Raw genomic sequence first — 26,888 nt, forward strand, 5'->3', positions numbered from 1 at the left:
GCACCTCTTCTTATTGTCGTGGCGTTGCCCTGGATTCTAGCCAGAGCCGCTCACGCCGACAGTTGCCCTTGCAGCCAGGCCGCTGGCCTGGCGAGCCACACTCAGGCGCGCAAGGCCGCCGCGAAGGCTTCCAGCCACGGTTCGGCGTCGCTTTCCGGGGTGACTGTCTCGCTGGCGTCGAGGCGTAGCATCTCCACCACTTCCCGCACGCCCAGCTCGGCATAGAGCTCGCGAATCAGCTCTCCGCCGCCGCAGAAGGTGTCGCCATAGCTGGCATCGCCAAGCGCGATGACGCCACCGGGCAGGCCGCTCCATGCGGGAAACTGATCGCGGATGGTCGAGTACAGCGGGATGAAGCTGTCCGGCAGCTCACCCATGCCGGTGGTCGAGGTCACGACCAGCAGCGCTTCGGGTGCGAACTCTAGAATCTGCGGCAGCTGCGCGCGGGGATCGTGCCAGGTTTCGAAACCGGCAGCTTTCAGCTGGTGTTCGGCGTGACGGGCGACATCTTCGGCGGTGCCGTAGACGCTCCCGGAGAGAATGGCGACTTTCATATGCGCTCCAGGGCAATCAAAGCCGCGCATTATGCCGCATCTGGCCGTGCCGGGTTCTGCGTGGCGGAGCAACCGTACCGTATATCCAGCAAAACCGCAGAGACGGAACCAAACTGCAACTAGACTGTCCTAGGGGCGATTGCCCCACCGCGCCCGACCGGCGCAGGCGCAACGTGGCCCACGCCACGACGCCAGAACCATGGAGGCAGCATCCTCCGAGGGTATCCGCATGGCGGAAGATACGATTCTCAGCAAAGACGAACTGACCTTCATCCGCAAGTTGATGCAGCGCAACGGCGGAACCACCGCGGAGCGCGCTACAGGTTTCCGGATCGATGGCGGCGCGCCATCCAACGAACTGCTGATGCAGCTGGCCGCAAGGGCCAACCTGTCATTACAGGCTGAGTTCGAAGACTTTCGCATGTCGTTCCCGATCCAGCTTCGTGAAGATGAGCTGCACAGCCTCGATCTGCAACTGGCGCCACCGGTGATCTACGAGCGCGGGGCGACCACACGCGCCTGGCGTCTGCACCTGGATGAGCCACTTGCGCTACTGAAGAACGACGGCGGCGAAAGCTCGCTCAGCGTCCATGAGCTGTCTCCGCACGGCCTCCTGGTAGATGCCGGCAAGGATCGCAAACCGCCCAAGCACTTCCACTTGCGTCTGGCGCTTCCGGATGACACTCCGCTGGAGATCGACGCCCATCGTGTTCGTGAACTCAAGGGCGGGATGGCAGCCTACGAAGTGGAGTTCCCCCAGGAAAAGGACGCCGAACGCATCCGCTCCTTCCTCTATCGTCAGCACCAACGTTTGCACCCCGATTTGCAGCCTGAGGTGCCCGCCGATCTGGTGTAAGCTGCCACGCCTGTTAGTGACCGCCTCGCAGCTAGGCGGCCCACCCATTTCCGGCAGTGGATATACATGCACCAGGCTCCGATTCTCATCACCGGTGCCAGCCAGCGGATCGGACTGCATTGCGCCGAACGGCTGCTGGAGGACGGCTTCACGGTTATCGTCACCTACCGCCGCGAACGCGACAGTATCGACCGACTGCGCACGCTCGGCGCTTCCACGCTGAAGGCGGATTTCAGCGATGAAGCAGGTATTACGGGCTTTATCGCCGCACTCCGAGAGCAGACCGCAAGCCTGAGAGCGATCGTCCACAACGCATCCGAATGGCGCCCCGATACTCCCGGCCAGGAAGCCGAGGCGTTTCGCCAGCTGTTCCAGGTGCATATGCTCGCGCCCTACCTGATCAATCTGCACTGCGCCGACCTGCTGCGCCACGGCGGGCCGGCGGACATCGTGCACATCGGCGACGACGTCACCCGCAAGGGCAGCAAGAAACATATCGCCTATGCGGCAAGCAAGGCGGGGCTGGACAACCTCACGCTGTCCTTTGCCGCCAGCCTGGCCCCGGCGATCAAGGTCAACGGCATTGCCCCGGCGCTGATCCAGTTCAATCCGGACGACGATGAGGAATACCGGCGCAAGGCACTGGCGAAATCTGCGCTGGGCATCGAACCCGGTGCCGAGGTGATCTACCAGAGCCTGCGCTACCTGCTCGACAATCCGTATGTCACCGGCACCACACTGACCGTGAACGGCGGCCGTCATCTGATCTGAAGACTGCAAGGAGATCCCATGCCCAGACTGGAACCTGCTATGGCACGCATCCGCGTCAAGGACCTGCGGCTGCGCACCTATATCGGCATCAAGGAAGAGGAAATCCTCAACCGCCAGGACGTGCTGATTAACCTGACCATGCTCTACCCTGCCGCCGAGGCGGTGCGCGAGAACGACATCGAACAGGCGCTGAACTACCGCACCATCACCAAGGCGATCATCCAGCACGTTGAAGACAACCGCTTCGCCCTGCTCGAACGCCTGACGCAGGAAATTCTCGACCTGGTCATGCGTTACCCACAGGTACGCTACGCCGAAGTGGAGGTCGACAAACCCCACGCGCTGCGCTTTGCCGAGTCGGTATCGATCACGCTGGCAGCCCACCGGGATTGACCCTGCGCAAGGCTGGCCGGCTCAACGACGCAAGGTTATGATCCGGCCGACCTCAGCCAACGCCGAGACCCACGAGATGAACGAGCAAGAACGCACCGAACTGGAAGCCGCTGCCTTCCGCCGCCTGGTCCAGCACCTGCGCACCCGCCCCGATGCCCAGAACATCGATCTGATGAACCTGGCTGGCTTCTGCCGCAACTGCCTGTCGAAATGGTACAAGGCGGCCGCAGACGATCTGGAAATCGAAGTCAGCATCGACCAGGCCCGCGAAGAGGTGTACGGCATGCCGTACAGCGAATGGAAGAAACGCTATCAGAAGGAAGCGACCGCCGAGCAGCAGGCAGCTTTCGACAAGGCACAGAAAGAATGAATGACCTGAAAGACTTCCGCGCAAGCCTGCGCAATCGCAACCACGCGTTCAGCGACACCCTCGCCTTTATCGCGAGCACCTATGACTATCAGCCGAGTCGCTTCGTCAACGGCACCCTGGAAAATGCCGCCGGCGAGAACGAAGGTTCCTGCAAGACGCTAGGCATGGCTCTGCTGGAGGGGTTCAGCACGGAAGAAGCGCTGCTCGCGTTTGGCGAACATTATCAGGCGGTACTGGCCAACCCGAACGGCAGTGATCACCGCAACATCCGCGCATTGATGGAAACCGGCCTGCCCGGCGTGCGGTTCGACGGCCAGCCGCTCAAGCGCAAGTAACGCGTACCATTCTGCGAGCCGGCATGTCCGGCTCAATGGGAATAAAAAGGGTCATCCCAAGCACTTGGGGAAGGCTGAGAAAGCGGATGACCCGAAAACCGTTGAGCGCACCTTAGCTATCCGCCGCCGCGGCGGACAATTCAGCGTCTGCATACGTCCCATAGTCATCGACTATCCCTCGCGCCACCTTCCCTCGAATCCGCTGCTTACAGGAGACGCCAATGCCCGTATCCGCCCTCTCCGGCCCGCAATACCTGCGCGAAGGCCTGCGACTGGTGCTCAGCCCGGGGCTGCGTCTGTTCGTGATCCTGCCGCTGACGGTCAACGTATTGCTGTTCTTCGGCCTGATCTGGTTTGCGGTCGGCCAGTTCAGCGGCTGGGTCGATACCTTCATGCCCAACCTGCCGACCTGGCTCGCGTTTCTCGAGTACATCCTCTGGCCGTTGTTCGTCGCGCTGGTGGTGTTGATGGTGTTCTTCAGCTTCACCATGTTGGCCAACATCATCGCGGCGCCATTCAACGGCTTTCTGGCAGAGAAGGTCGAAGTGGTGGTACGTGGCGAAGATGCCGCGCCACCATTCAGCTGGGCCGAGCTGCTCGCCATGCTGCCGCGCACCATTGGTCGCGAGCTGCGCAAGCTGGCCTATTTCGCGCCGCGCGCCCTGGCGCTGCTGGTGCTCTCGTTCATCCCGGTACTGAATCTGGCTGCCGCGCCCCTATGGCTGCTGTTCGGCGTGTGGATGATGGCGGTGCAGTACATCGACTACCCGGCGGACAACAACAAGCTGAGCTGGGCGGACATGATGGGCTGGTTGCGCCAGCGTCGCTGGCAGAGCCTGAGCTTTGGCGCGGTGACCTATGCGGCGCTGCTGGTGCCGGTGCTGAACCTGCTGATCATGCCGGCGGCGGTGGCGGGAGCGACGTTGTTCTGGGTAAGGGAAGGCGGGCCGAATCGGCAGTTGGACCGACCGGCATAGACGTTTGGCGTCGCGTTCGGCGGTCAAGGTTCTGGCGCTGCAAGGTGTGAGAGTTCGAGTCTCTCCGTCCGCACCATGTAACATGCTGACAGCTCTGCGCGAAGGCCTGGCGAGATTGGATGCTGCCGGGCGAGGGGAAATCGGCAGCCAGATCACCCTGGCTGCCGCCGTCACTCAAGCCAGCGTCTTCAACGCCTCACGACTGAACGGCAGAATATCTTCCATCCGCCCCTCACGTACCTTAACGGCCCAATCCGGATCGCAGATCAGCGCACGCCCCACCGCGACCAGGTCGAACTCCTGCTTGTTCAGACGCTCCAGCAATCCTTCGATATTCGCCGGCTGCGCCACCTTGTCGGTCTTGACCATGAACTGCAGGAACTCGCCATCGAGGCCAACGCTGCCGACAGTGATGGTTGGCTTGCCGATCAGCTGGCGGGTCCAGCCGGCAAGGTTGAGGTCCGAGCCTTCGAACTCCGGCTCCCAGAAGCGGCGCGTCGAGCAATGGAAGATATCCACCCCGGCTTGCGACAACGGCGCCAGGAACTCGCCAAGCTCTTCGGGCGACTGCACCAGCCGTGCGGTGTAGTCCTGCTGCTTCCACTGTGAGAAGCGGAAGATGATCGGAAAGTCGGGACCGACTGCCGCACGCACGGCCTGCACCAGCTCGATGGCGAAGCGCGAGCGGTTGGCCAGGCTGCCGCCATACTCGTCGGTACGCTGGTTGCTGCCCTCCCAGAAGAACTGATCGATCAGGTAACCGTGGGCACCGTGGATTTCCACGCCGTCCATGCCGATCGCCTGGGCATCGCGCGCAGCCTGGGCGAAAGCCTCGATCACATCCTGGATATCCTGCTTGGTCATGCCGTGGACGACGACCTGGCCGTCCTTCTGCTTTTCCATCGGGCCGTAGCCAACCACCTCCGGCTCGGGCTCGGTGCCTTTGCGGCGAACATTCCCGACGTGCCAGAGCTGCGGAACGATCTTGCCACCAGCGGCATGCACCGCGTCGACCACCGCCTGCCAGCCTGCCAGTGCATCCTCACCATAGAAACGCGGCACATGCGGATAGCCATTGGCAGCCGCATGGCCGACCGTGGTGCCTTCGGTGATGATCAGCCCGACCCCGGAAGCGGCACGGCGACGGTAGTACTCGACCACATCAGCGGTGGGCACGCCGTTGGGGGAGAACGAACGGGTCATCGGCGCCATGACCACGCGGGTCGGCAAACGGAGGGCACCCAGCTCGAAGGGCTGGAACAAGGCTTGTACGCTGGCAGTCATTGATCGACTCCTATGGCATTGGTCAAGGCAGCCGGACACTCACGGCCCGGCAGATTTGTTGCAGCCGGCGCCAACAGGCGTTCGAGCTGCTGGAGAAAAACCTGTAGCGGGGCGACGCTGCCGCAGACTTTCATGCGCAGCAGTGCGCCTTCCCAGGCATTGCTGATGAATTCGGCCAGCGCCGGGCAATTGCAGCCGGACTCGATCTCGCCAGCGCGCTGGGCCTGCTCCAGGCAGCGAGCAAGCTGCTCGACGGATTGCGCGAGTATTTCACTCAAGCGCTTTGCAATAGGCGGACACAGCTCGGCCATCTCGAAACTCAGACTGCCAATGAAGCAGTGGTATTCGGGCTTTTCCTTGCGCGCGAAGTGCGCAACGAGATCGGCGTAGTAGTCGAGGACGCGTTGCCGCGGCGCGATAGGGGCGTTGCACAATGCAGCCCGATAGCGCTCCAGCCGTGGCGCATAGATGTAGTCCAGCGCCTGCAGGGCGAAGTCTTCCTTGCTGGCGAAGTAATGATAGAAGGACCCCTTGGGGATACCCGCGGCCTGGACAATTTCCTGGACCCCGGTGCCGTGATAGCCACGACGGGTCATCACCCGGGCGCCCTTGGAGAGGATCAGATCGCGCTTGTCGTTGCGTGCTGTATGGCTCATGCGCCGAGAATATGACCGGTCGTCTCGCCGGCACAGCATCATCCACGGCGCTTATCCAGCGCCAACACGGCAACGGTGTTTCAGAGGGTCGCAACGGGAAAGAACGCGGCCGCAGAAATGCGGCCGCGAAATGCAGATCAGGCCAGTGCGCTTTCGATGGCGTGAATCAAGGCAGGATCGTCGGGTGCGGTGCGCGGCGAGAAACGCGCAAGTACACGCCCGTCCTTGCCGACCAGGAATTTCTCGAAATTCCAGGTGATGTCGCCTGGAAAGTCAGCGCCTTCGCCAGCCAGCAACCGATACAGCGGATGGCGCTGCGGACCGTTCACCTCGAGCTTGCCACTCAAGGGAAAGGTGACGCCGTAGTTGAGGCTGCAGAACGAGCGGATCTCCTCGTCGCTGCCCGGTTCCTGCGCAGCGAACTGGTTGCATGGCACGCCAAGCACGCTGAACCCACGGGACGCGTACTGCTGCTGCAGCCGTTCGAGGCCAGCGTATTGCGGCGTCAGCCCGCACTGCGAGGCGACATTGACCACCAGCGTGATCTGATCGCCGAACTGCGCCATAGGCAGTTCCTCACCGCCCAGGCCTGGCAACACCAATTGGTGGAATGCGCTCATGTCATCTCTCCTAACGAAAAAAACGCCCCGGCAAACGACCGGAGCGCTCTTCTTTCGATCGACACAGCAGCCGTTCCTGCCGCTGTGCGTGCGGACGCCTGAACGGCGGCCGGATCAGTGGTGGTGACCACCTTCGCCATGCACATGGCCGTGAGCCACTTCTTCTTCGCTGGCGTCGCGCACGTTGACGACCTTGACGTCGAAGTTCAGACGCTGGCCCGCCAGCGGATGATTGCCGTCGACGATCACGTCATCGCCTTCTACGTCGCGGATGGTAACGATCTGCATGCCGCCGTCAGGACCGGAAGCGTGGAACTGCATGCCCACTTCCAGTTCGTCGACGCCTTCGAACATGGCGCGATTGAGGGTAGCAACCAGCTCCGGGCTGTATTCGCCATAGGCGTCCTGAGGTTCGATGGCAACCTGGATCTGGTCACCGCCCTGCTTGCCCTCGAGGGCCTTCTCCAGACCCGGAATGATGTTGCCTGCGCCGTGCAGGTAGACCAGCGGCGCGCCGCCAGCCGAGCTGTCGATCACCTCACCGGCGTCGTTGGTGAGTGTGTAGTCGATGGAGACAGCCTTGTTAGCGGCAATCAGCATGGGGCAGAACCTTTGCTTTAGAGAATGGATGTCGAAGTTTAACCATCCACCGCGCCGAATGCGAACCGGACGTGGATGAACGGACCGTTGCCGTTTGTCGCCCGAAGCGGAATGTAGTGCCATGGAATATGTGACTACAACCTTTGGATGGCATCGCTTTCACGGCCGATGTGCAAGAATCGGCGAAAAGTATCTTTGGCACCCATTTCAATAACATTAGAGAACCAAGGAGCACCGATGTCGGCTCGTAACATCCTGGTGATTAACTGTGGCAGCTCGTCGATCAAGTTCGCCCTGGTCAACGAAGCGCAAGCGACCTTCCCACTACAAGGCCTGGCCGAATGCATCGGCAGCCCGGAAGCCGTGATCCACTTCGAGAGCGCCGCTGGCAAGGAAAGCGTCAAGGTGCCCAACGCCGATCATCAGGCTGCCCTCGCCCAGATCCTGCCGCGCGTGGAAGAAGCCGCTGGCGGCCACCTCGACGGCATCGGTCACCGCGTCGTGCACGGCGGTGAGAAATTCTTCGCTTCCTCGCTGCTCAACGACGAAACCCTGGCTGGCATCGAAGCCAACATCCAGCTGGCTCCGCTGCACAACCCGGCGAACCTCAGCGGCATCCATGCTGCCATCAACCTGTTCCCCGAGCTGCCGCAGGTAGGCGTGTTCGATACCGCCTTCCACCAGACCATGCCGGAACACGCTTACCGCTACGCCGTGCCGGATGTGCTCTACAAGGAGCATGGCGTACGCCGCTATGGCTTCCATGGCACCAGCCATCGCTTCGTCAGTAAGCGCGCCGCCGAGATGGCCGGTGTTCCGGTCGAAAATAGCAGCTGGCTGGTCGCTCACCTGGGCAACGGCTGCTCCACCTGTGCGGTGGTCAATGGTGAAAGCCGCGACACCAGCATGGGCCTGACCCCGCTCGAAGGCCTGGTCATGGGCACCCGCAGCGGTGACGTCGACCCGAGCCTGCACAATTTCCTGAACAAGACGCTGGGCTGGGATCTGGCCAAGATCGACAACATGCTCAACAAGGAAAGCGGCCTGAAAGGCCTCTCCGGACTGTCGAACGACATGCGCACCCTGGCCGATGCCCGCAACGCCGGTCATCCGGGCGCCGTGCTGGCCTTCGACGTATTCTGCTACCGCCTGGCCAAGTCGCTGGCCGCCATGTCCTGTGCGCTGCCGCAGCTGGACGGCCTGGTGTTCACCGGTGGTATCGGTGAAAACTCCTCGGCTGTGCGCGAGCGCACCCTGGAACACCTCAAGCTGTTCGGCTTCAAGCTCGACGCCGAAGCCAATGCCCGTTGCACCCGTGGTGTCGCTGGCGAAATCCAGGCCGCAGGCAGCCCGCGCATCATGGTGGTTCCGACCAACGAGGAGCGTCAGATCGCCCTCGATACGCTGGCCCTGCTGGACGCCTGAGAGCGAACGCAGGCAGCGATTCAGAGACCCGACAGCCCCCGGCCGTCGGGTCTTTGCACATGAGCGCCGCGGCAATCAGGCAGTTTCCGCCCCGGCACAAGTGCCCTAGCCTAGCCGGCGCCCAGCACCGTTATCCCGAGCACCCTGTCCTCAAGGAGATGCCATGCACACAATCTTCCTCGCCCCTACCGGTTTCGGCGGCGGCCTCAATTCCATCAGCCTCGGCCTGATCCGTGCGCTGGAAAACGCTGGGCTGAAGGTCGGCTTCTTCAAGCCGATCGCGCAACCCTTCCCCGTCGACCAGGGCCGTGAGCGCTCCTGCATTCTGGTCGAGCGCACGCTGAAACTGACCTCCCCCGAGCCACTGCCACTGGAACAGGTAGAGCGCCAGCTCGCCGATGGCGAGATCGATCTGCTGCTCGAGGACGTGGTCAGCCGCTACCAGCAGGTAGCCGCCGGCAAGGACGTGGTCATCGTCGAAGGCATGGTGCCGACTCGCGAGTCGAACTACACCCAGCGCATCAACACACAACTGGCGAAGAGTCTCGACGCCGAAGTGATCCTGATCGCCGCTCAGGGCAATGACAGCCTCAAGCGTCTGGCCGAACGCATCGAGATCCAGGCGCAGCTGTATGGCGGCGCCAAGGATCCCAAGGTGCTCGGCGTCATCCTCAACAAGGTGAAGACAGAGGAAGGCCTGCCGGCATTCATCGACAGCCTGAAGCAGCACCTGCCGCTGCTGGGCAGTGCCGACTTCCAGCTGCTTGGCGCAATTCCGTTCTCGGAAGAACTCAACGCACTGCGCACCCGTGACATCGCCGAACTGCTCGGCGCGCAGGTGCTCAACGCCGGCGAAGCCGACCAGCGCCGCGTCAACAAGATCGTGCTGTGCGCACGTGCCGTCCCCAACACCGTGCAGCTGCTGCAATCCGGCGTTCTGGTGGTCACGCCTGGCGATCGCGACGACATCATCCTCGCCGCCAGCCTGGCCTCTTTGAATGGTGAGAAGCTCGCAGGCCTGCTGCTGTGCAGCGACTTCGCACCGGACCCGCGCATCCTCGAGCTGTGCAAGGCCGCCTTGGACGGCGGCCTGCCGGTGATGACCGTGGAGACCAACTCCTACGACACGGCGAACAACCTGTTCGGCCTGAACAAGGAAACCCCGGCGGACGATATCGAGCGCGCCACGCGCGTGACCGACTTCATCGCCAAGCACCTGCACCCCGAGTTCCTGCATACCCGCTGCAGCGTGCCGCGCGGTGAGCTGCGCATGTCGCCGGCAGCATTCCGCTATCAGCTGGTCAAGCGCGCCCAGGACGCCAACAAGCGCATCGTGCTGCCGGAAGGCAACGAGCCGCGCACCATCCGTGCCGCCGCCATCTGCCAGGAGCGTGGCATCGCTCGCTGCGTGCTGCTGGCCAAGCCGGAAGAAGTCCAGCAGGTCGCCCGCGAGCAAGGCATCAGCCTGCCGGCCAGCCTGGAGATCCTCGACCCGGACAGCATTGCCAACCGCTACGTCGAGCCGATGTGCGAGATGCGCAAGGCCAAGGGCCTGACCCCGGAAGATGCCCGCGAGCAGCTGAAGGACACCGTCGTCCTCGGCACCATGATGCTGGCGCTGGACGAAGTGGACGGCCTGGTTTCCGGTGCGGTGCACACCACCGCCAACACCATCCGCCCCGCGCTGCAGCTGATCAAGACAGCACCGGGCTACAGCCTCGTGTCCTCGGTATTCTTCATGCTGCTGCCGGACCAGGTACTGGTCTATGGCGACTGCGCCGTGAACCCGAATCCGAGCGCTACCGAGCTGGCCGAAATCGCACTGCAAAGTGCCGAATCCGCTGTAGCCCTGGGCGTCAACCCGCGCGTGGCGATGATCAGCTACTCCACCGGCAGCTCCGGCAGCGGTGCGGAAGTCGAGAAGGTCGCCGAAGCCACCCGTATCGCCCAGGAGCGCGCTCCTGCCCTGCCGATCGATGGCCCGCTGCAGTACGACGCCGCCTCGGTGCTGAGTGTCGGCAAGCAGAAGGCGCCGAACAGCAAGGTGGCCGGCCAGGCCACGGTGTTCATCTTCCCCGACCTGAATACCGGCAATACCACCTACAAGGCGGTACAGCGCAACGCCAACTGCCTCAGCGTCGGCCCGATGCTGCAAGGTCTGGCCAAGCCGGTTAACGATCTGTCGCGTGGCGCACTGGTGGACGACATCGTTTTCACCATCGCTCTGACCGCTCTGCAGGCCGCCAACCAGAAGGGCTGATCGACCCTCGATAACTGAAGCCGTCGCGCCTTAGAACCGACGGCTTCAGCCTTCCACACTCTCTCGATAGTTGCAGTTCAGCGCATAATCGCTACTCTTGGCGCCTCGAATCAGCCGTATCGACGAGAAATCCATGCTGAGCTTCCTCCCCGCTTCACTGCGCGGCATCCTCGCTGCCTTGCTTCTGGCTCTCAATACCCTGTTCTGGTGTTGGCCGCTGTTTGCCCTCTCGCTGCTGAAACTGGTGTTTCCGCTGCCCGCCGTGCAGCGCAGCCTGCGCTTCGGCATGCACTGGATCGCCGAGTCCTGGATCGCGGTCAACAGCTTCTGGATGGATCTGGTTCGCCCGATCCGCTGGGACGTGCAGGGGCTGGATCAGGTCGATATGCATCACTCGTATCTGGTGACCAGCAACCACCAGAGCTGGGCGGATATCCTCGTGCTGCAGTACCAGCTCAACCGGCGCATGCCGTTTCTCAAGTTCTTCCTCAAGCAGGAGCTGATCTGGGTTCCGGTGATCGGCCTGTGCTGGTGGGCGCTGGAGTTTCCCTTCATGAAGCGCTTCAGCAAGGAATACCTGGCCAAGTACCCGGAGAAACGCGGTGAGGACCTGGCAACGACGCGCAAGGCCTGCGAGCGCTATCGGACCAATCCGGTGTCGGTGTTCAACTTCCTCGAAGGCACGCGGTTCACCGAGAACAAGCACAGCGAGCAGGCTTCGCCCTACCGCTATCTGCTAAAGCCCCGAGCCGGCGGTATCGCCTTCGTCATCGACGCCATGGGGGAACAGCTGACAGCGCTGATCAATATCACCATTCACTATCCCGACGGCCGCCCCAGCTTCTGGGATCTGCTTGCCGGCAACATTCATCAGGTGGTGGTGCGGGTCACGGCGCAGCAGTTACCGGCCGAGTTTCTCGGCAGGAACTACGATCAGGACGAAGCGTACCGGCTGGCGTTTCAACAGTGGGTGAACGAACTCTGGAGCGAAAAGGATCTGCAGCTGGCGCAGCTGCATGAGGAGTTTCCGGTCCGGCGCTGAGCGGCGTCATACCGCTCCGCAGGAACCTACCAGTTGAGCTGTGAGGGAAACGCGCGGGCCTGCTCGGCCGGTACCGCAGGCGATACCAGAAAGCCCTGCATGACATCGCAACCATTCGCTATCAGCCAGTCGCGTTGAGCGACGGTTTCGACGCCCTCGGCCACCACTTCCAGCTCAAGGTTGCGACCGAGGTCGATGATGGTACTGACGACGGCTGCATCGCGTGGGGAATCCATCATGTTGGCGATGAACAGACGATCAATCTTCAGCGTATCCAGCTCGAAATGTCGAAGATAAGCCAGCGATGAATATCCGGTGCCGAAGTCGTCGATAGCCACCCGCACGCCGAGCTTGCGCAACTGGCGGAGCTTGTCGCAACTCTGCTCGAGGTCCTGCATCAGCGTACCTTCGGTCACTTCCAGCTCCAGCTGCGCCGGGTCGAGCTGATATTCATCGAGCAATCGACGAAGCGAGTCGAACAGCCCGGCGCGACTGAACTGCACCGGGCTGACATTGAGGCTGAGGATCAGGTCGCTACCGAACGACGGCAGCCATTGGCCGTACTGGTTCATGCCTTCACGCAGCACCCAGTCGCCGACACGTTCGATGAGGCGCGTCTCCTCCAGCAATGGAATGAACACGCCGGGTTCGTTTTCGCCAACATCGCCCTGCGGCCAGCGCAGCAAACCCTCGAATCCCCGGAGCTTGCCACTGGCGAGCATGACCTGCGGCTGATAGAGCAGCTCGAAATCGTTGCGCTCGGTGGCGCTGCGCAGGTTCTCCTCCATCATCAGGCGGGCATGAGCGCGCTCGTTCATGTCGCTGGAGAAGAAACGGTACTGGCGGCGACCAGCGCGCTTGGCCTCGTACATGGCCATGTCAGCCGAGCGCAACAGCTGGTCGACGCTGACGCCGCAATCGGGGAAATGCGCGATACCGATACTGGCACCCAGCGTCACCTCGGTGCCGTCGACCTTGTGCCGCACCGAAATCAGCTCGATCAGTTTTTCCGCCACCCGCGCCGCATCTTCGGGGTGATCCAGCGAATCCAGCAGCGCGGTGAACTCATCCCCGCCCATGCGCGCGATGATGTCGTAGGGGCGCATGCAGGTTTCCAGCAGGCGCGCCACCTTGCAGAGGATCTCATCGCCAGCATCGTGGCCGAGAGAATCGTTGATGCGCTTGAAGCCATCCAGATCGATATAGAGGATGGCCATGCGCTTGCCATTGCGGTCCACCCGCGCCAGCGAGGACTCCAGCGCCTGGTGGAAGCCACGCCGGTTCAGCAGGCCGGTCAGCGAATCGGTGACCGCCTGGGTCTCGAGCTGTACATGCAGATTGCGCACCACCGACATATCCAGCGCGATCACCACCATGGAGCGTTGCTGGCGCGGCAGCGGCGAGCTCGACAGCGCCACCGGCAGCGGCGTGCCATTGGCGGTATGCAGCTGCGCCTCGTGCAGGCGATAGGTGGAGCCGCTGCGCCAGTAGCGATAGAAGTCCGACTCGTGCCAGCTAGCCGGCATATCCGGCGCCGCCAGATGGGACAGCAGCGGCGTGCCCTGCAGATCCTCGACGCGACGGTGCAGCATCCCGGCGATGGCTGGATTGGCAAAGCTGATGTAACCGTCCTCGCCGACCACGAGGATCCCCTCAGCTGCATTGCTCAGCACCGAGGCGTTGAAGGCGCGAGCGCTATCGAGCTGCTGGGTGAGCAGTTGCAGATCACGGCGATTGTGCTCATGGGCGAGCAAGGTATTGATCTTGTGCTTGAGCACCTGCGGATCGAATGGCTTGAGGATGAAGTCCACTGCCCCGGTGGCGTAGCCGCGCAGCACGGAATCACGGGTATGGGCAATCGCCGACACGAAGATGATCGGCGTATAGCGGGTATGCGGGCTGCCGCGCATCAACCGGGCAACCTCGAAACCGTCCATGCCCGGCATCTGCACATCCAGCAGCACCAGCTCGACGTCCAGATCCAGCAGCGCCTTGAGCGCCGCCTCGCCGGAATTGACGGTGTGCACCTGCCAGTCACCGTCGCCCAGCAGCGCTTCCATCGCGACCAGATTCGCTTCACGGTCGTCCACCACCAGCAGCGTACGGCTGCGTGACCTGGGCTTAAGCTGCGTTTGCATTATTCGCCGATCTCCAAGCCATCCAAGTCGAAATGCCGGCAACGCGCGCCGCTCGAAGCGAGCACGCCTCGAACGCTGGATAGACGGACCACCGCCTTGGCACTGTCATGTTCAGCCTGCACCAATCGCTACTCCTTTTCCGCTTCGTCCGTACCCGATTCCAGGTCCAGCCGGCGCCGTAACAGCTCACGCAGGGCCGTCGCTTCGACCGGCTTGATCAGCACCTCATCGGCACCGGAAGCGCTACACCGTTCACGCGCGCCTTCATCGTTCGCCCCCACCAGCGCAACGATCGGCGCCTGGCAGTCGTGATCCTGCTTAAGCCGCCGCGCCAACTCCGGACCTTCCGCGCCGGGCCGGCTCATGTCCAGCACTACCAGATCGAAGGCATCCTCGTCGAAACGCTCCAACGCCTCCGCAGCACTGGTGGCAGGCACCACCTGGATGCCCAGCTCGTCCAGTTGGGCAGTCAGCGAATAGATCAGCCGCACATCCTCGTCGACCAGCAGCACTCGCTGGCCGGGCGCGGCAAGATGCAGCGAAACAGCGGCACTTGGCGCTGGCGCGGCAGGCTCCGGTCGCACCAGTGCCCCCAGGCGCTCGACCGCTTCCTCCTTGGACAGCACCGTGGCCGCGTAGCGATGCAAACGTTGCAGATCCTTTTCCGAGAGCGGCTCGCGACTGTTCACCAGCACAGTGACGCCCTCTAGCGAGCGCAGCCGCTCGAAGGCATCCAGCAGGTCCAACCCGCTGCCGTCAGCCAGCTCGCTGTCCACCACCACGACCGAGAACGTCTGCTCGGCATAGGCCAGTCGGGCGCTATCGCTGCTGCCGGCGAGCGTGACGCTGTAACCGAGCCGCTCGAAGTAGTCACGGATCAATACGCGACGCCGCGGCTCGGCCTCTACCAGCAGCAAGCGCAGCGGGTTGTGTTCGTGCCGCGCCAGTTCGATGAAAATGCGCTCCAGCTCCGATTGCGCGACCGGCTTGACCAGATAGCGCGAACCATCGTCGTGCCAGTCATGCGGCTGCGGCACACAGGAGATGATGATCACCGGCATACCCTGGTGACGCTCATCGCCACGTAGCTCGCGGTGGATCTGCCAGCCGCTGATATCCGGCAACAGGATGTCGAGGATCACCGCAGCGAAGTGCTCGCGTCTCAGTGCCTCCAGCCCTTGCTCCCCGGTATTGCAGATCAGGCTGGTGAAACCATGGCTCTGTCCGACCTCGGCGACCACGGAGGCAAAGTCCGTATCGTCCTCGATGATCAGCAGGCCGGGACCCCGACCGCGCCGCTGCGGCTGGGGTGGTAGCAATGCCTGCGTCGATGCACCCGACACCGTTGCGATAGGCAACACGACGGTGAACGTGGCGCCCTGGCCCAGCTCGCTTTCGACAGTCACCTGGCCGCCCAGCACCTCAACCAGCTGCCGGGTGATCGCGAGCCCCAGCCCGGTACCACCGTAGTGCCGGCTGATCGAGCCATCGATCTGCTGAAAGGCCTGGAAGATCCGCTCGTGCTGGTCCTTGGCAATGCCGATGCCGCTATCGCGCACCTGCAACTGCAGCGTCTGGCCTGAACCATCTTCGGCGCTGCGGCAGCTCGCCAGCAGTTCCACCTCACCCTGCTCGGTAAACTTCAGCGCGTTGGTGAGCAGGTTGCGCAGGATCTGCTGCAGCCGTGCGCGATCGGAGTTCAGCGTGACCGGCACGTCGGCATCGACTTCAATCTTGAGCAGCAAGCCTTTCTGCTCGGCCATCGGCCCGAGCGAAGTCTGCTGTTCGGTAAGCATTTCCCGCAGGTTCAGCGGCTCCAGCTTGAGCTGCATGTGGCCGGACTCGATCTTGGCAAGATCCAGCACGTCGTTGATCAATTGCAGTAGTTCATGGCCGGCGCGGTGGATGATATCGGCATGCCGAACCTGCTTCTCGTTCAGATTGCCAGCCCCGTTCTGCCGCAACTGATCGCTGAGAATCAGGATGCTGTTGAGCGGCGTACGCAGCTCATGAGACATGTTGGCGAGGAATTCCGATTTGTAGCGGTTGGCAACGGCAAGTTGATCGGCCTGCTCGCGCAAGCGGCGCTCGGCGGCCTTGCGGTGGCTGATATCGATGATCACTGCCTGCACCAGTTGCTCGTCGCCACTGCGCAAGGGCGACAGACCGATCTCCACCGGCAGCGCGCTGCCATCGCGATGAAGGCCGAACAGCTCGCGATTGCTGCCCATGCGCCGTGGTTCGGGATGCTCGGTGTAGCCCTGGCGCAGGCCTCGATGGGCTTCACGCAGCGCTTCGGGCAACAGTTGCTCCACTGGCTGGCCGAGCAGTTCCTGGCGCGTGTAGCCGAACAGCACCTCGGTCTGACGGTTGACCATGACGATGTCGCCGTGAACATCCACCAGCACAAACGCGTTGGGGGAAGCCTCGACCACGTTGCGGAAGCGTTCCTCGTCGCGCTTGCGCGCCTGCAGATCGAGCAGGTTCAACACGTAGTACAACGCATCGTCATGGTTGAAGCTGGTCAGGCTGACCGCAACCGGTATGGGCCTGCCATCTTCGCGCTGGGCCTGCAGTTCGAGCTGACTGGTCTCACGCAGCTGTCGCAGTATCTGCTCGCCGAGTACGCCAGGCACGTAACGGCTCACCCGCTCGCCCGCAAGTAGCTCCGCCGTACTGCCAAACAGCTGTGCCGCACTCTGATTGGCCAGCTCGATACGACCGCCAGCGTTGCACAACAATGTCGCTACCGGCAGTTGCTCGATCAACTGGCGGAAACGTGCTTCGCGCTCCTGCAGTTGCAGGCTCAACGCCTGGCTGTTGCGCAGCGCGCGTTCGCGCAGATACAGGTAACCACCCACGAGCAGTGAAAACAGTGCCGCCGCGGTGAGCGCAGCCGCAAGACTGAAGGCCCGGTTGTTGTCCCGCAGCACCGCCTCGTACTCCGGCGTGCTCGCAACCTGCAGCTGCCAGCTACGGCCATACATGTAGATATTGCGGATCCGCTGGAATTTGGCATCGGCGCTGACCGGTGCACGCCCGGCCAGCAACGGAGAGTCTGGATTGGCAGCATCGAACAGCTGCAGCTGCAACATCCGGCTCCGCGAGCCGAGGATGCCCTCCATCAGGTCGGTGAGGCGAAACGCGCCGTGCAACGTGCCGACGAAGGCGCGCTGACGCTCTTCCTCGGTGGTTACCGGTGCAGTTGCGGCATAGAGGGGGAAGAACAGCAGAACGCCAACCTGGACGTTCTGCTCGGTTTCCTGCTTGAGGCGCAGCGGCCCGGTGAGCACCGGATTGCCGCTGTTACGGGTGTTGACGATCGCCTCACGACGGGTCGCCTCGCTGAACAGATCGAAGCCGAGCACCCTCCGGTTACGCCAATCGGTCGGGTGGATGTAATCGGTCACGACATACTCGTCGCGCACGCCCGACGGATACATGCGAAAGCGCTCGCGCCCCGAGCTGCGAATCTGCTCGATAATGCCGTCAAGGGTTTCTGGAGTCGCATGGCGTGCCAGTGCCACAGCCTGGATACCGGGGTAGAAGTCCTGCAGCTGCAACTGGTCTGCGGCGCGCGCCCAGTCGTCCACCTTCACTTCGTCGCTACCCGCCACCACACCAGCGAGGCCGCGCAACACCATCTCGTAGGCACGCATTCGCTCGCGAAGGGTGTGCTCGATATCATCGACGGCGAAGGTAAAGCGCTGCTCCTGCTCAACCTTGCTGCGCTGCTCCTGGACGTGCCATTGCCAGCCAATCCATCCACCCAGCCCCGCCATCAGGGCCAGTGCGACCAGTAATGGCAACCAGGACCTGCGGGAATGGAGAGCGGGACGATCATCCATTCGACCTCCTCTGTGCCACTACTGGCGTGCTATCGAATGTCAGATTCGAATAGTGCAGAGAGGTTCAATGGCGAGAACGATTAACGGATTAGTGGCGTCTGTTTTTCGTCGACAACGGGGCCGTTGCAGCCCCGTAGCCTATTAGCACTTACAGCGGACGCAGATTGATCTCGACGCGACGGTTCTGCGCGCGGCCGGCCGCAGTGTCGTTGCTGGCGATCGGCTGGCTAGGGCCGGCACCGTAGGACGAGATACGCGCGGGCGCCACACCATTGGAGACCAAGTACGACGCGACACTCTGGGCACGGCGGTTGGACAGGTCCTGGTTCAGCTGCAGCGAACCAGTACTGTCGGTATGACCGACGATATCGACGCCGTTCTTGTTGAACTCCTTGAAGACCTGCACCAGGGAATTGAGGGTCGGGTAGAAGCTGCTGGAAATGTCAGCCGAGTTGCTGGCAAAGGTAATGTTGCCGGGCATGATCAGCGTCAGGTTGTCGCCATTGCGCTGAACCTGAACACCGGTGCCTTGCAGGGTCTGGCGCAGCTTGGCTTCCTGGGTGTCGACATAGTAGCCGTAGCCACCGCCGGCAGCGCCGCCAACCGCAGCACCGATCAGTGCACCCTTGGTGCGATCCTTCTTGCTCGAAGTCGCAGCACCGATGACCGCCCCGCTGACGGCACCGATACCGCCATATACGCCCGCCTTACCAGCCTGCTGCTCGCCGGTGTAAGGGTTGGTGGTACAACCGACCAGCAGCGCAACGCCCGCTGCGAGAGCGGTCATGTTCAGCATTTTCATAGGTACTTCCTTCTCTCGTCAGTTACCAGGGCATCGCGCTTCGTAGCCACGAACCCTGAATGCAGCGCTAGATTACCACTGCCCACCAGCAGGCATAGGAACCGTGCAGCAGAACCGGTCCAACGGCCGATCAGGCGCCGGCGCGCACGAAGGGATTGTCACGCATCTCATCGCCCAGACGGGTGTCCGGGCCGTGGCCGGTGACCACCGTGGCCTCCTCGTCGAGCGTATAGAGGCGCTGCTTGATGGACCGCTCGATACTCGCATAATCGCCGCCCCACAGATCCGTGCGCCCGATACCGCGGCGAAACAGCGTATCGCCGGCAATCAGCAGCTTGGCATCGGCAAACCAGAAACTCATCGAGCCAGGTGTATGCCCCGGTGTGTGCAGCGCCACGCCGCAGCCACAGGCCAGTTCCTCATCATCGGCCAGCCACTGGTCCGGCGCAGGCACCGGCGTGTAAGGCACACCGAACATGCGGCATTGCATCTCCAGGTTATCCCAGAGGAACTGGTCAGCCTTGTGCAGATGCAGCGTGGCGCCGGTCTGCTCCTTCATCCGACCGGACGCCAGAAAATGGTCCAGATGCGCATGGGTATGGATGATGCTCACCACTTTCAGGCCGTGAACATCCAGCCGCGCCATGATCTTCTCCGGGTCGCCGCCCGGATCGACGACGATGGCCTTCTTGCTCACAGGATCGCCAATGATCGTGCAGTTGCACTGCAACGGGCCGACAGGGAAGGTTTCGCGAATCAACAGCGGTTGGGTGGCAGCCATGTGGCATCCTCAGGTTTGCAATATCCACTGCGCCGGAGCGCCGGCCAGCAGGATGCCGACTGCCCGCGCTGCAGGCAATGGCGCCATCGGCACCGAAGTCGCGGCTGCTCGCCTGAGCATGTCCCCAATCTGCTGATTACCGATATCAGTCTGCCGGGCGGCAGATACGGCCATCAAGTTGCCGAACAAGCGCGCCAGCTGCGGCCAGAGCTGAAGATCCTGCTCATCAGCGGCTATGCCGAGCAAGCATTGCAGGCCGGCAGCGGTGCCCAACCCGAGCACCTGCTGCGCGGCAAACCCTTCACTCTGGATGCTCTCCAGAGCCGAGTACAAACCCTACTCGATGCCGACTGAAGCCGTCGGCTCAGCTCGGCGAGGGCTGCGCCACCGCGGCGTCCTCCTGCCAACGCGCGATCTCGCTGCGGATGCGCTTCTTGTCCAGCTTGCCAACGCTGGTCTTGGGGATTTCCGAGACCACGGCGACCTGCTGCGGGATCGCCCACTTGTTGATATGCCCTTCGGCCACCGCCGGCTCGAGGAACGTCTGTAACTGGTCGGCGTTCAGCTCGCGGCCCTCGGCCAGCACCACCAGGGCGAACGGTCGCTCGCCCCAACGCTCATCCGGCACGCCGACAACCGCTACGTCGCGCACCGCCTCGTGACGGCTGATCAATCCTTCCAGGGTCAATGACGACAGCCACTCGCCGCCGGTCTTGATCACATCCTTGATGCGGTCGCGGATCTCGATATTGGCCATCTCGTCGATCACCGCCACGTCGCCAGTGTGCAGCCAGCCGTCAGCCCACAGCTCTTCGCTTTTCTCCGGTTCGTTGTAATAGCCCTGCGTAAGCCAGGGCGCACGCAGTACCAGTTCGCCCTGTGAGGTACCGTCTGCCGGCAGGAAACTGCCGTCGGCAGCCTGAATCGCCGCATCGACCAGCACCACCGGCACGCCGGCCTTGAGGTGGAAGGTGCTGCGGGTGTCCTCATCGGCTTCCAGCAACTCATCGTTGATATGTGCGCCGGAGATCAGCGGGCAGGTCTCAGACATGCCGTAGGCGGCGATCAGGTTCATGCCACGGGCCTTGGCCTGGTCATACAGGCCGCGGGTCAGCGCACTGCCGCCGATGGTGATCTTCCAGCCCTTGAAATCGGTGCCCTGCGCCGCCTTGGCGTTGAGCAGCATCTGCACGATGGTCGGCACGCAATGGGAGAAAGTCACCTGCTCACGGCGCCACAGGTCGATCAGGTACTCGGGATCGTAACGCCCGGGATAGACCTGCTTGAGGCCGAGCATGGTGGCGACGTAGGGCAAACCCCAGGCATGCACATGGAACATCGGCGTGATCGGCATGTAGACGTCGTCCGAGCCCATCAACCGCGGGTTTTCCCGACAGCCAACAGTGACTGCCGCAGCCAGGGTGTGCAGCACCAGCTGGCGATGGGTGAAGTACACGCCCTTGGGGTTGCCGGTGGTGCCGGTGGTGTAGAAGGTCGTGGCGACCGAGTCCTCGTCGAAATCCGGGAAATCGTAGCTAGGTGCAGCAGCGGCGAGCAGGCTCTCGTATTCGCCGACGCAATCCGGCAGACCGGCGTCGTGCACGTCGCCATCGGTGAGCAACAGCGTCTTCTGCACGGTGGTCAGCTGCCCGGCAATCGCCTGGTACAGCGGCACGAACTCGCTGTTGACCAGCACAAAGCGGTCATCGGCGTGGTTCATGGTGTAGAGGATCTGGTCCGGCGAGAGGCGCACGTTGATGGTATGCACCACGGCGCCGATCATCGGGATGGCGAACATGCATTCCAGATAGCGGTGGCTGTCCCAGTCCATCACCGCCACGGTGTCACCTGCCTTGACGCCTGCTGCAGTCAGCACGTTGGCCAACCGCGCGACACGTTGATTCAGGGTGCGGTAGTCGTAACGCAGCTGGTCACGGTAGACGATCTCGCGGGTGCGCTCGTAGCGGACGCCGGATAACAGCAGGCGCTTGATGAGCAGAGGGTACTGGTAAGCGTTCGCCGCGGGCTTGATGACACGGGTCTGCAGCATGAGGGGCATCCTGTTCTTGTTGGAGTTGTAAGCAGCACTCTAGAGCGTCCGCCCCCAGGCAAAATCAGTCCAAAGGATTATTTTCCGCGCACCTCGTTTCAGCGTGTTAACCGATCTCGCTTACCGCCAGACGCACGCCAAGGCCGATCAGCACCGCGCCGGTCAACCGATCAAACCAATGGCCCATCCGCGCAAAGCCAGCCCGCACGCGGCCTCGGCTGAACAACCAGGCCACCAGCAGGAACCACAGCGCGGTGGCCCCGGCGAGATAGACGCCGTAGCCGGCCTGCACCAGCAGCGGTGTATCGGGGCTGATCACGACGGTGAATAGCGAAAGGAAGAACAGCGTGGCCTTGGGATTCAGGCCGTTGGTGACGAAACCGACAACGAATGCCTGCCAGGCCGAACGACCCGCACGCGCATTCGTTTCATCGGTCACATCCAGGCTCATCGGTCGCGCGCGCAGCGCGCGCCAGCCCAGATAGAGCAGATACCCGGCCGCCAGCCACTTGAAGAGGTTGAACAGCACAATCGACTGCGAGACGATCAGGCCAATGCCGAGCAGGGAATAGGCGACATGGACGAATATCCCGCAGCCGACACCCAAGGCAGTCCAGCTTCCGACACGTCGGCCCTGGGTCACGCTTTCGCGCACCACCACCGCAAAATCCGGTCCGGGGCTCGCCACTGCGAGTAGATGCACCAGCGCCACGGTCATAAATTCCATCCAGTACACAGTCAATCTCCACGCCATGCCGGGCCACATTGTCGGCCAGCCCCGGTTTCTTCGAAAAGGTACAGTTGATGTCCAATCGCGCCGTTTTTCTCGATCTCTCTCCCCTCGAACAAGGCGATCTCGACCTCGACCCGTTGCGGAACGCTTTCAGCGAACTCGTCTGTCATGAGCAAAGCACAACCGACCAGATCGTCGAGCGCTTGCAGGGCGCCCAGGTCGCAATCGTCAACAAGGTCTCCCTCACGGCCGAAACCCTGGCCGCCTGCCCCGAGCTGAAGCTCATCCTGGTCTCGGCCACCGGCGTCAACAACATCGACCTGCAGGCCGCTCGCGAGCGCGGCATCGTGGTCAGCAACTGCCAGGCCTACGGCACACCCACCGTCGCCCAGCACACATTGATGCTGCTGCTGGCGCTGGCTACGCGGTTACCCGATTACCAGGCCGCCGTCGCCCGTGGGCGCTGGCAGGAAAGCGGACAGTTCTGCCTGCTGGACTTTCCCATCGTCGAACTGGAGGGCAAGACCCTCGGTCTGCTCGGCCACGGCGAACTCGGCAGCGCCGTAGCCAGGCTGGCGGAAGCATTCGGCATGCGCGTGCTGGTCGGCAATCTGCCGGGCCGGCCGAAGCGCCCGGAGCGTCTGGACCTGGACGAGCTGCTCCCGCAGGTGGACGCGCTCACGCTGCACTGTCCACTGACGGAGCAGACGCGCAACCTCATCGGTGCGCGCGAGCTGCAGCTGATGAAACCAACCGCCTTTCTGATCAACGCCGCGCGGGGCGGCCTGGTCGACGAGCAGGCACTGGCTGATGCCCTGCGCCGCGGTCATCTGGGGGGCGCGGCCACCGACGTACTGACCAGCGAGCCGCCACGGGACGATAACCCCCTGCTGGCGCCGGATCTGCCGCGACTGATCATCACCCCGCACAGCGCCTGGGGCAGCCGTGAAGCGCGTCAGCGCATCGTCGCCCAGCTGGCCGAGAACGCGACTGCCTTCTTTGCCGGCGCCCCGCTGCGCCAGGTCAACTGAGCGAAGCGACTCAGGGCGGCCATGCCGCTGCCCTGAGCTTGCGAGCAACGACCCATAGCACCTAAGCTCGCCGACTTTTTCAGGGAGACGCTCATGGACCCTCGAAGCGAAGTACTGCTGCGTCAGGCCGAGCTGTTTCAAGGACGGCTATTGCTGGCCGGACTGCCCGCCGACGATCTGCTGGGCCAGTTGCCCGGCGCCGTCGGCTGGAGTTGGCATGCCGGCGAACAGCACCTGCTGAACAAGCGCTTCAGTGGGCGCTGCAGCTTTGGCGTCACCCCCCCGCCCGGCGAATATGACGCCGCCGTGCTGTTCCTGCCAAAGTCACGCGAGTTGACTGACTACGTACTGCAGGCGCTGGCAGCACAGTTGGCAGGCCGCCCGCTTTATCTGGTCGGGGAAAAGCGCGCGGGCGTCGAACGTGCCGCAAAACAACTGGCCAATCTCGGCCGCGCCCGCAAACTCGACAGCGCGCGCCACTGCCAGCTCTGGCAGGGCGAGATCGAACAGGCACCGGCCGTTCCGGAACTCGATGCACTGGCTCACCACTTCACGCTGGAGCTGGAAGACGGACCGCTGCAGGTGATCAGCCTGCCCGGGGTATTCAGTCACGGACGACTCGACGTCGGCAGCGCCCTGCTACTTGAACACCTCGACAATCTACCCAGTGGGCGAGTGCTCGATTTCGGCTGCGGCGCCGGCATTCTCGGCGCCACGCTCAAACGCCGTTATCCGCAAAGCGAGCTGGTGCTGCTGGACGTCGACGCCTTTGCCGTCGAGAGCAGTCGCCGGACGCTCGCCGCCAACGGGCTCGAAGCTGAAGTGATCGCCGGCGATGGCATCGACACCGCACCTCGGCAACTGGCGGCCATCGTCAGCAACCCACCGTTCCACCAGGGCGTGCACACCAGCTATCAGGCCAGCGAAACGCTGATCGAACGGGCCGCCGAGCATCTGTCGAGCGGCGGCGAGCTACGCTTGGTAGCCAACGCATTTCTCCGCTATCCGCCACTGATCGAGCAGCATCTCGGTGCCTGCCAGACCATCGTCGAGCGCAACGGCTTTCGCATCTACCGCGCAAAACGCTCCTGACGCCGGCGACAGGCGGTTGCACCGGCCAGCCGGTTGCGGCAAACTCGCCGCCGTCCTTGGGGGAGTAGTCTCCGACGAGCGCCCTGCTCGTCCGGCATGCGTCAACATACTTGGTCCGCAGACCATGGCGCATGCGACCGGCCAGCGCGTAACGATACGCCAGGCCAGGTTTGACAAGACCCATGACATGTACACCTGACCCGGGCGGGCAGGCTGCGCATGTCATGGTGAATCTGTCGACCCGCCCTAAAGGAATGCCGCTTGGAATCGTTTTTCGTTCCCACTCTAATCGTTGCCCTGGCCGAAATCGGCGACAAGACCCAGTTGCTTGCGCTGCTGCTGGCGGCGCGCTATCGCCGTCCCTGGCCGATCATCTGGGGTATTGTCGTTGCCACCCTGGCCAACCATGCCGCCGCCGGCGCGGTCGGTAGCTGGGTATCGAGCTTGCTCTCGCCGGTTGCGCTGAGCTGGATACTCGCCGCCAGCTTCGCCGCCGTCGCGCTGTGGACGCTGGTACCGGACAAACTGGACGACGACGATGCCAGACTCGGTCGCCCCTACGGCCCGTTCGTCGCGACCACGATCGCCTTCTTCATCGCCGAGATGGGTGACAAAACCCAGGTCGCCACGGTGATGCTCGCCGCCCAGTACCCGGAGTTCGTGCTGGTCATTCTCGGCACCACGGTTGGCATGCTGCTGGCCAACGTCCCGGTGGTGCTGGTCAGTCATTTCGCGGCGGACCGACTACCGCTGACGCTGATCCGCCGAGTCGCAGCGGCCGGCTTCGCGGCTCTGGCGCTCTACGCCGGGTATCAGGCGCTCACCATGAGCACGATTGTCTCAGGCTGATACGCAGCGCAAATCTGCACATTCGGGGAGCTGATAGAGTGCGCTACCGCAGCGCACCATCAGCGCCCCGAGGAGATCAGGCTGCATGTCAGCGGATGGACGCAAGAAACGAGTCTGCAACCATATCGATCTGAGCTGGAACAAGGGCCGGCTGGCCCTCTCCGAACAGATGCAGAGCAAGTATTTCGCCTACAAGGGCTCACTCATCGGCCAGCCGCTGAACAGCGCGGGCTTCGCCGAGCTCGTGCGCAACGTGCGTAACGCCATGCCCGATCTGGAAGTGGTAGTGGACGAGTGCATTTGCGAGGGCCACAAGGTGGTTACTTCGTGCACCGTGATGGGCACGTTGGCCACCCCGCTGTTCGGCCCCTCGGTAACCGACAAGATTCTCGCCATTGCCGTCATGAGCGTCTGGACGCTCAATCCGGCCGGCGACATCGAAGAAATCAACACCCTCATCGACCTGGAGGGTGTGCACCAGCAACTGGGGATCGAAACGCCGCTGGCGGCGCTGCTGTCGCCGACCTGAAAGGCCGGCGACGGGCCAAGGGTCAACGACCGCCGCGGGCCTGCTCGTAAAGCGGCATGACTTTCGGAATGTTCGCTTTCAGCGCCGCGGTGCGGGTTGTCGACGACGGGTGCGTGCTCATGAACTCGGGCGGCGCCGACCCTCCGGCGGAGCCCATCTTCTCCCACAGCGTGATTGCAGCGTTCGGGTTGTAACCGGCGCGAGCGGCCAGTTCCAGACCAATCAGATCCGCCTCGTTTTCGTTGCCACGACTATTCGGCAGGGTCATCAGGTACTCGACACCCATGTTCGCCAGCTGCAGGCCACCGGTGCCGACGCCCATGGCCGAGCCCAGCTGAGTCGCCATCTGCACACCATAAGCCTTGGACATGGCTTCACGCCCATGCTCACGCAGTGCATGGGCAATCTCATGGCCCATCACCGCGGCGATTTCGTCGTCAGTGAGCTTCAGCTTCTCGATCAGGCCGGTGTAGAAGATGATCTTGCCACCAGGGCCGCAGTTCGCATTGAGCTCTGGGCTGTCGATGACATTGACTTCCCAGGCCCATTGCGCCGCATCCGGACGGAACACCGGCACCTTGGCGATCAGCCGCTGGGCGATGCCATTGACGCGCTTGGCAACCGCGGTGTCCTTCTTCAGCACGCCCTGGCTCGAAGCCTTGCTGAGCGTCTCCTGGTAGGACTGGGCATACATCTGGTTGACCTGGTCGGTCGACAGCATGCTGAACATGTACTGCTTGCGTTCGACACCCACGGCACCGCCGCTGGTGGTGTTGACGGCCTGACAGCCTGCCAGCACGGCGGCGGCGATCAGCATGGACAATCTGTGCGGCTTGAACATCGAATCTCTCCGGAGAACCTCGGCCGTATCCTAGAGCGGGCCCAACGGTCA

At 62.9% G+C, this 26,888-nt stretch carries 26 protein-coding genes and 1 riboswitch; of the genes, 13 read left to right on the forward strand and 13 right to left on the reverse strand.

Going from position 1 to position 26,888, the window contains the following annotated elements; translation table 11 throughout:
* Window positions 1-101: 101 nt before the first annotated feature.
* Entirely contained in the window at window positions 102-554 is a 453-nt protein-coding gene (locus PSEST_RS15565; protein ID WP_015277932.1) for a flavodoxin, read from the reverse strand.
* 229 nt (window positions 555-783) lie between these two features.
* Here PSEST_RS15565 and PSEST_RS15570 point away from each other — a divergent pair, with 229 nt between their 5' ends.
* The 6 genes from PSEST_RS15570 to cysZ all read left to right on the forward strand — a co-directional run bounded on the left by PSEST_RS15570 (window position 784) and on the right by cysZ (window position 4,256).
* Entirely contained in the window at window positions 784-1,410 is a 627-nt protein-coding gene (locus PSEST_RS15570) for a PilZ domain-containing protein (RefSeq protein WP_015277933.1), read from the forward strand.
* 66 nt (window positions 1,411-1,476) lie between these two features.
* Entirely contained in the window at window positions 1,477-2,181 is a 705-nt protein-coding gene (gene folM, locus PSEST_RS15575) for a dihydromonapterin reductase (RefSeq protein WP_015277934.1), read from the forward strand.
* 18 nt (window positions 2,182-2,199) lie between these two features.
* On the forward strand, window positions 2,200-2,574 hold the full coding sequence (gene folX / locus PSEST_RS15580) for a dihydroneopterin triphosphate 2'-epimerase (protein ID WP_003285881.1): 375 nt from the start codon (window positions 2,200-2,202) through the stop codon (window positions 2,572-2,574).
* Window positions 2,575-2,650: 76 nt separating this feature from the next.
* Window positions 2,651-2,944 carry a DUF1244 domain-containing protein gene (locus PSEST_RS15585; protein WP_015277935.1) on the forward strand — a complete coding sequence of 98 codons (294 nt, stop codon included), beginning with the start codon at window positions 2,651-2,653 and terminating at the stop codon, window positions 2,942-2,944.
* On the forward strand, window positions 2,941-3,279 hold the full coding sequence (locus PSEST_RS15590) for a HopJ type III effector protein (protein WP_015277936.1): 339 nt from the start codon (window positions 2,941-2,943) through the stop codon (window positions 3,277-3,279). The genes PSEST_RS15585 and PSEST_RS15590 overlap by 4 nt, the downstream gene beginning before the upstream one ends.
* A 221-nt stretch (window positions 3,280-3,500) precedes the next feature.
* Window positions 3,501-4,256 (forward strand): sulfate transporter CysZ, encoded by a 756-nt coding sequence (gene cysZ, locus PSEST_RS15595; protein ID WP_015277937.1) that lies wholly within the window; start codon window positions 3,501-3,503, stop codon window positions 4,254-4,256.
* 174 nt (window positions 4,257-4,430) lie between these two features.
* Here cysZ and PSEST_RS15600 read toward each other — a convergent pair whose 3' ends face one another.
* The 4 genes from PSEST_RS15600 to PSEST_RS15615 form a co-directional block, all read right to left on the reverse strand.
* Window positions 4,431-5,540 carry an NADH:flavin oxidoreductase gene (locus PSEST_RS15600; protein ID WP_015277938.1) on the reverse strand — a complete coding sequence of 370 codons (1,110 nt, stop codon included), beginning with the start codon at window positions 5,538-5,540 and terminating at the stop codon, window positions 4,431-4,433.
* On the reverse strand, window positions 5,537-6,196 hold the full coding sequence (locus PSEST_RS15605; RefSeq protein ID WP_015277939.1) for a TetR/AcrR family transcriptional regulator: 660 nt from the start codon (window positions 6,194-6,196) through the stop codon (window positions 5,537-5,539). Before PSEST_RS15605 ends, PSEST_RS15600 begins: the two co-directional genes overlap by 4 nt.
* Before the next feature lie 137 nt (window positions 6,197-6,333).
* Entirely contained in the window at window positions 6,334-6,816 is a 483-nt protein-coding gene (locus PSEST_RS15610; protein WP_015277940.1) for a glutathione peroxidase, read from the reverse strand.
* Between the two features lie 114 nt (window positions 6,817-6,930).
* The gene (locus tag PSEST_RS15615; protein ID WP_003302716.1) at window positions 6,931-7,416 is read right to left on the reverse strand and encodes an FKBP-type peptidyl-prolyl cis-trans isomerase; all 486 of its coding nucleotides are present in this window, start codon (window positions 7,414-7,416) and stop codon (window positions 6,931-6,933) included.
* A 237-nt stretch (window positions 7,417-7,653) separates the two neighbouring features.
* On the opposite strand from PSEST_RS15615, the gene PSEST_RS15620 reads away from it, so the two are divergent.
* The 3 genes from PSEST_RS15620 (at window position 7,654) to PSEST_RS15630 (ending at window position 12,143) form a co-directional block, all read left to right on the forward strand.
* On the forward strand, window positions 7,654-8,841 hold the full coding sequence (locus tag PSEST_RS15620; RefSeq protein WP_015277941.1) for an acetate kinase: 1,188 nt from the start codon (window positions 7,654-7,656) through the stop codon (window positions 8,839-8,841).
* Window positions 8,842-9,004: 163 nt separating this feature from the next.
* Window positions 9,005-11,101 (forward strand): phosphate acetyltransferase, encoded by a 2,097-nt coding sequence (gene pta, locus PSEST_RS15625; protein WP_015277942.1) that lies wholly within the window; start codon window positions 9,005-9,007, stop codon window positions 11,099-11,101.
* A gap of 133 nt (window positions 11,102-11,234) precedes the next feature.
* Window positions 11,235-12,143, forward strand: coding sequence for an acyltransferase (locus PSEST_RS15630; protein ID WP_015277943.1), 909 nt, complete (start codon window positions 11,235-11,237; stop codon window positions 12,141-12,143).
* Between the two features lie 26 nt (window positions 12,144-12,169).
* On the opposite strand, the gene PSEST_RS15635 is transcribed toward PSEST_RS15630, so the two are convergent.
* The 7 genes from PSEST_RS15635 to PSEST_RS15665 form a co-directional block, all read right to left on the reverse strand.
* Window positions 12,170-14,284 (reverse strand): EAL domain-containing protein, encoded by a 2,115-nt coding sequence (locus PSEST_RS15635; protein WP_041757054.1) that lies wholly within the window; start codon window positions 14,282-14,284, stop codon window positions 12,170-12,172.
* A gap of 125 nt (window positions 14,285-14,409) precedes the next feature.
* Window positions 14,410-18,129 carry a CHASE domain-containing protein gene (locus PSEST_RS15640; protein WP_015277945.1) on the reverse strand — a complete coding sequence of 1,240 codons (3,720 nt, stop codon included), beginning with the start codon at window positions 18,127-18,129 and terminating at the stop codon, window positions 14,410-14,412.
* 148 nt (window positions 18,130-18,277) lie between these two features.
* The gene (locus tag PSEST_RS15645; protein WP_015277946.1) at window positions 18,278-18,931 is read right to left on the reverse strand and encodes an OmpA family protein; all 654 of its coding nucleotides are present in this window, start codon (window positions 18,929-18,931) and stop codon (window positions 18,278-18,280) included.
* 130 nt (window positions 18,932-19,061) lie between these two features.
* Window positions 19,062-19,712 (reverse strand): MBL fold metallo-hydrolase, encoded by a 651-nt coding sequence (locus PSEST_RS15650; protein WP_015277947.1) that lies wholly within the window; start codon window positions 19,710-19,712, stop codon window positions 19,062-19,064.
* Window positions 19,713-19,721: 9 nt separating this feature from the next.
* Complete coding sequence (locus PSEST_RS22335; RefSeq protein WP_041756738.1) at window positions 19,722-20,045, reverse strand: hypothetical protein; 324 nt, start codon at window positions 20,043-20,045, stop codon at window positions 19,722-19,724.
* A 31-nt stretch (window positions 20,046-20,076) separates the two neighbouring features.
* Window positions 20,077-21,762, reverse strand: coding sequence for a fatty acid--CoA ligase (locus PSEST_RS15660; protein WP_015277948.1), 1,686 nt, complete (start codon window positions 21,760-21,762; stop codon window positions 20,077-20,079).
* Window positions 21,763-21,868: 106 nt separating this feature from the next.
* A complete protein-coding gene (locus tag PSEST_RS15665) occupies window positions 21,869-22,498 on the reverse strand; it encodes a LysE family translocator (protein ID WP_015277949.1) in 630 nt (209 codons plus the stop codon).
* Between the two features lie 68 nt (window positions 22,499-22,566).
* On the opposite strand from PSEST_RS15665, the gene PSEST_RS15670 reads away from it, so the two are divergent.
* From PSEST_RS15670 to PSEST_RS15685, 4 genes are all read left to right on the forward strand, one after another.
* Entirely contained in the window at window positions 22,567-23,526 is a 960-nt protein-coding gene (locus PSEST_RS15670; RefSeq protein WP_015277950.1) for a 2-hydroxyacid dehydrogenase, read from the forward strand.
* Between the two features lie 93 nt (window positions 23,527-23,619).
* The gene (locus tag PSEST_RS15675) at window positions 23,620-24,618 is read left to right on the forward strand and encodes a class I SAM-dependent methyltransferase (protein WP_015277951.1); all 999 of its coding nucleotides are present in this window, start codon (window positions 23,620-23,622) and stop codon (window positions 24,616-24,618) included.
* Window positions 24,619-24,665: 47 nt separating this feature from the next.
* Window positions 24,666-24,789: riboswitch (yybP-ykoY riboswitch) on the forward strand.
* A gap of 90 nt (window positions 24,790-24,879) precedes the next feature.
* On the forward strand, window positions 24,880-25,467 hold the full coding sequence (locus PSEST_RS15680; protein WP_015277952.1) for a TMEM165/GDT1 family protein: 588 nt from the start codon (window positions 24,880-24,882) through the stop codon (window positions 25,465-25,467).
* 85 nt (window positions 25,468-25,552) lie between these two features.
* Window positions 25,553-25,996: an ester cyclase gene (locus PSEST_RS15685; RefSeq protein WP_015277953.1), complete on the forward strand. Its 444-nt coding sequence runs from the start codon at window positions 25,553-25,555 to the stop codon at window positions 25,994-25,996.
* Window positions 25,997-26,018: 22 nt separating this feature from the next.
* Here PSEST_RS15685 and PSEST_RS15690 read toward each other — a convergent pair whose 3' ends face one another.
* A complete protein-coding gene (locus PSEST_RS15690) occupies window positions 26,019-26,837 on the reverse strand; it encodes a M48 family metallopeptidase (protein WP_015277954.1) in 819 nt (272 codons plus the stop codon).
* Between the last annotated feature and the right edge of the window lie 51 nt (window positions 26,838-26,888).

Origin of the sequence: Stutzerimonas stutzeri RCH2 (assembly GCF_000327065.1) — a bacterium.
GTDB classification, from domain to species: Bacteria; Pseudomonadota; Gammaproteobacteria; order Pseudomonadales; family Pseudomonadaceae; genus Stutzerimonas; species Stutzerimonas stutzeri_AE.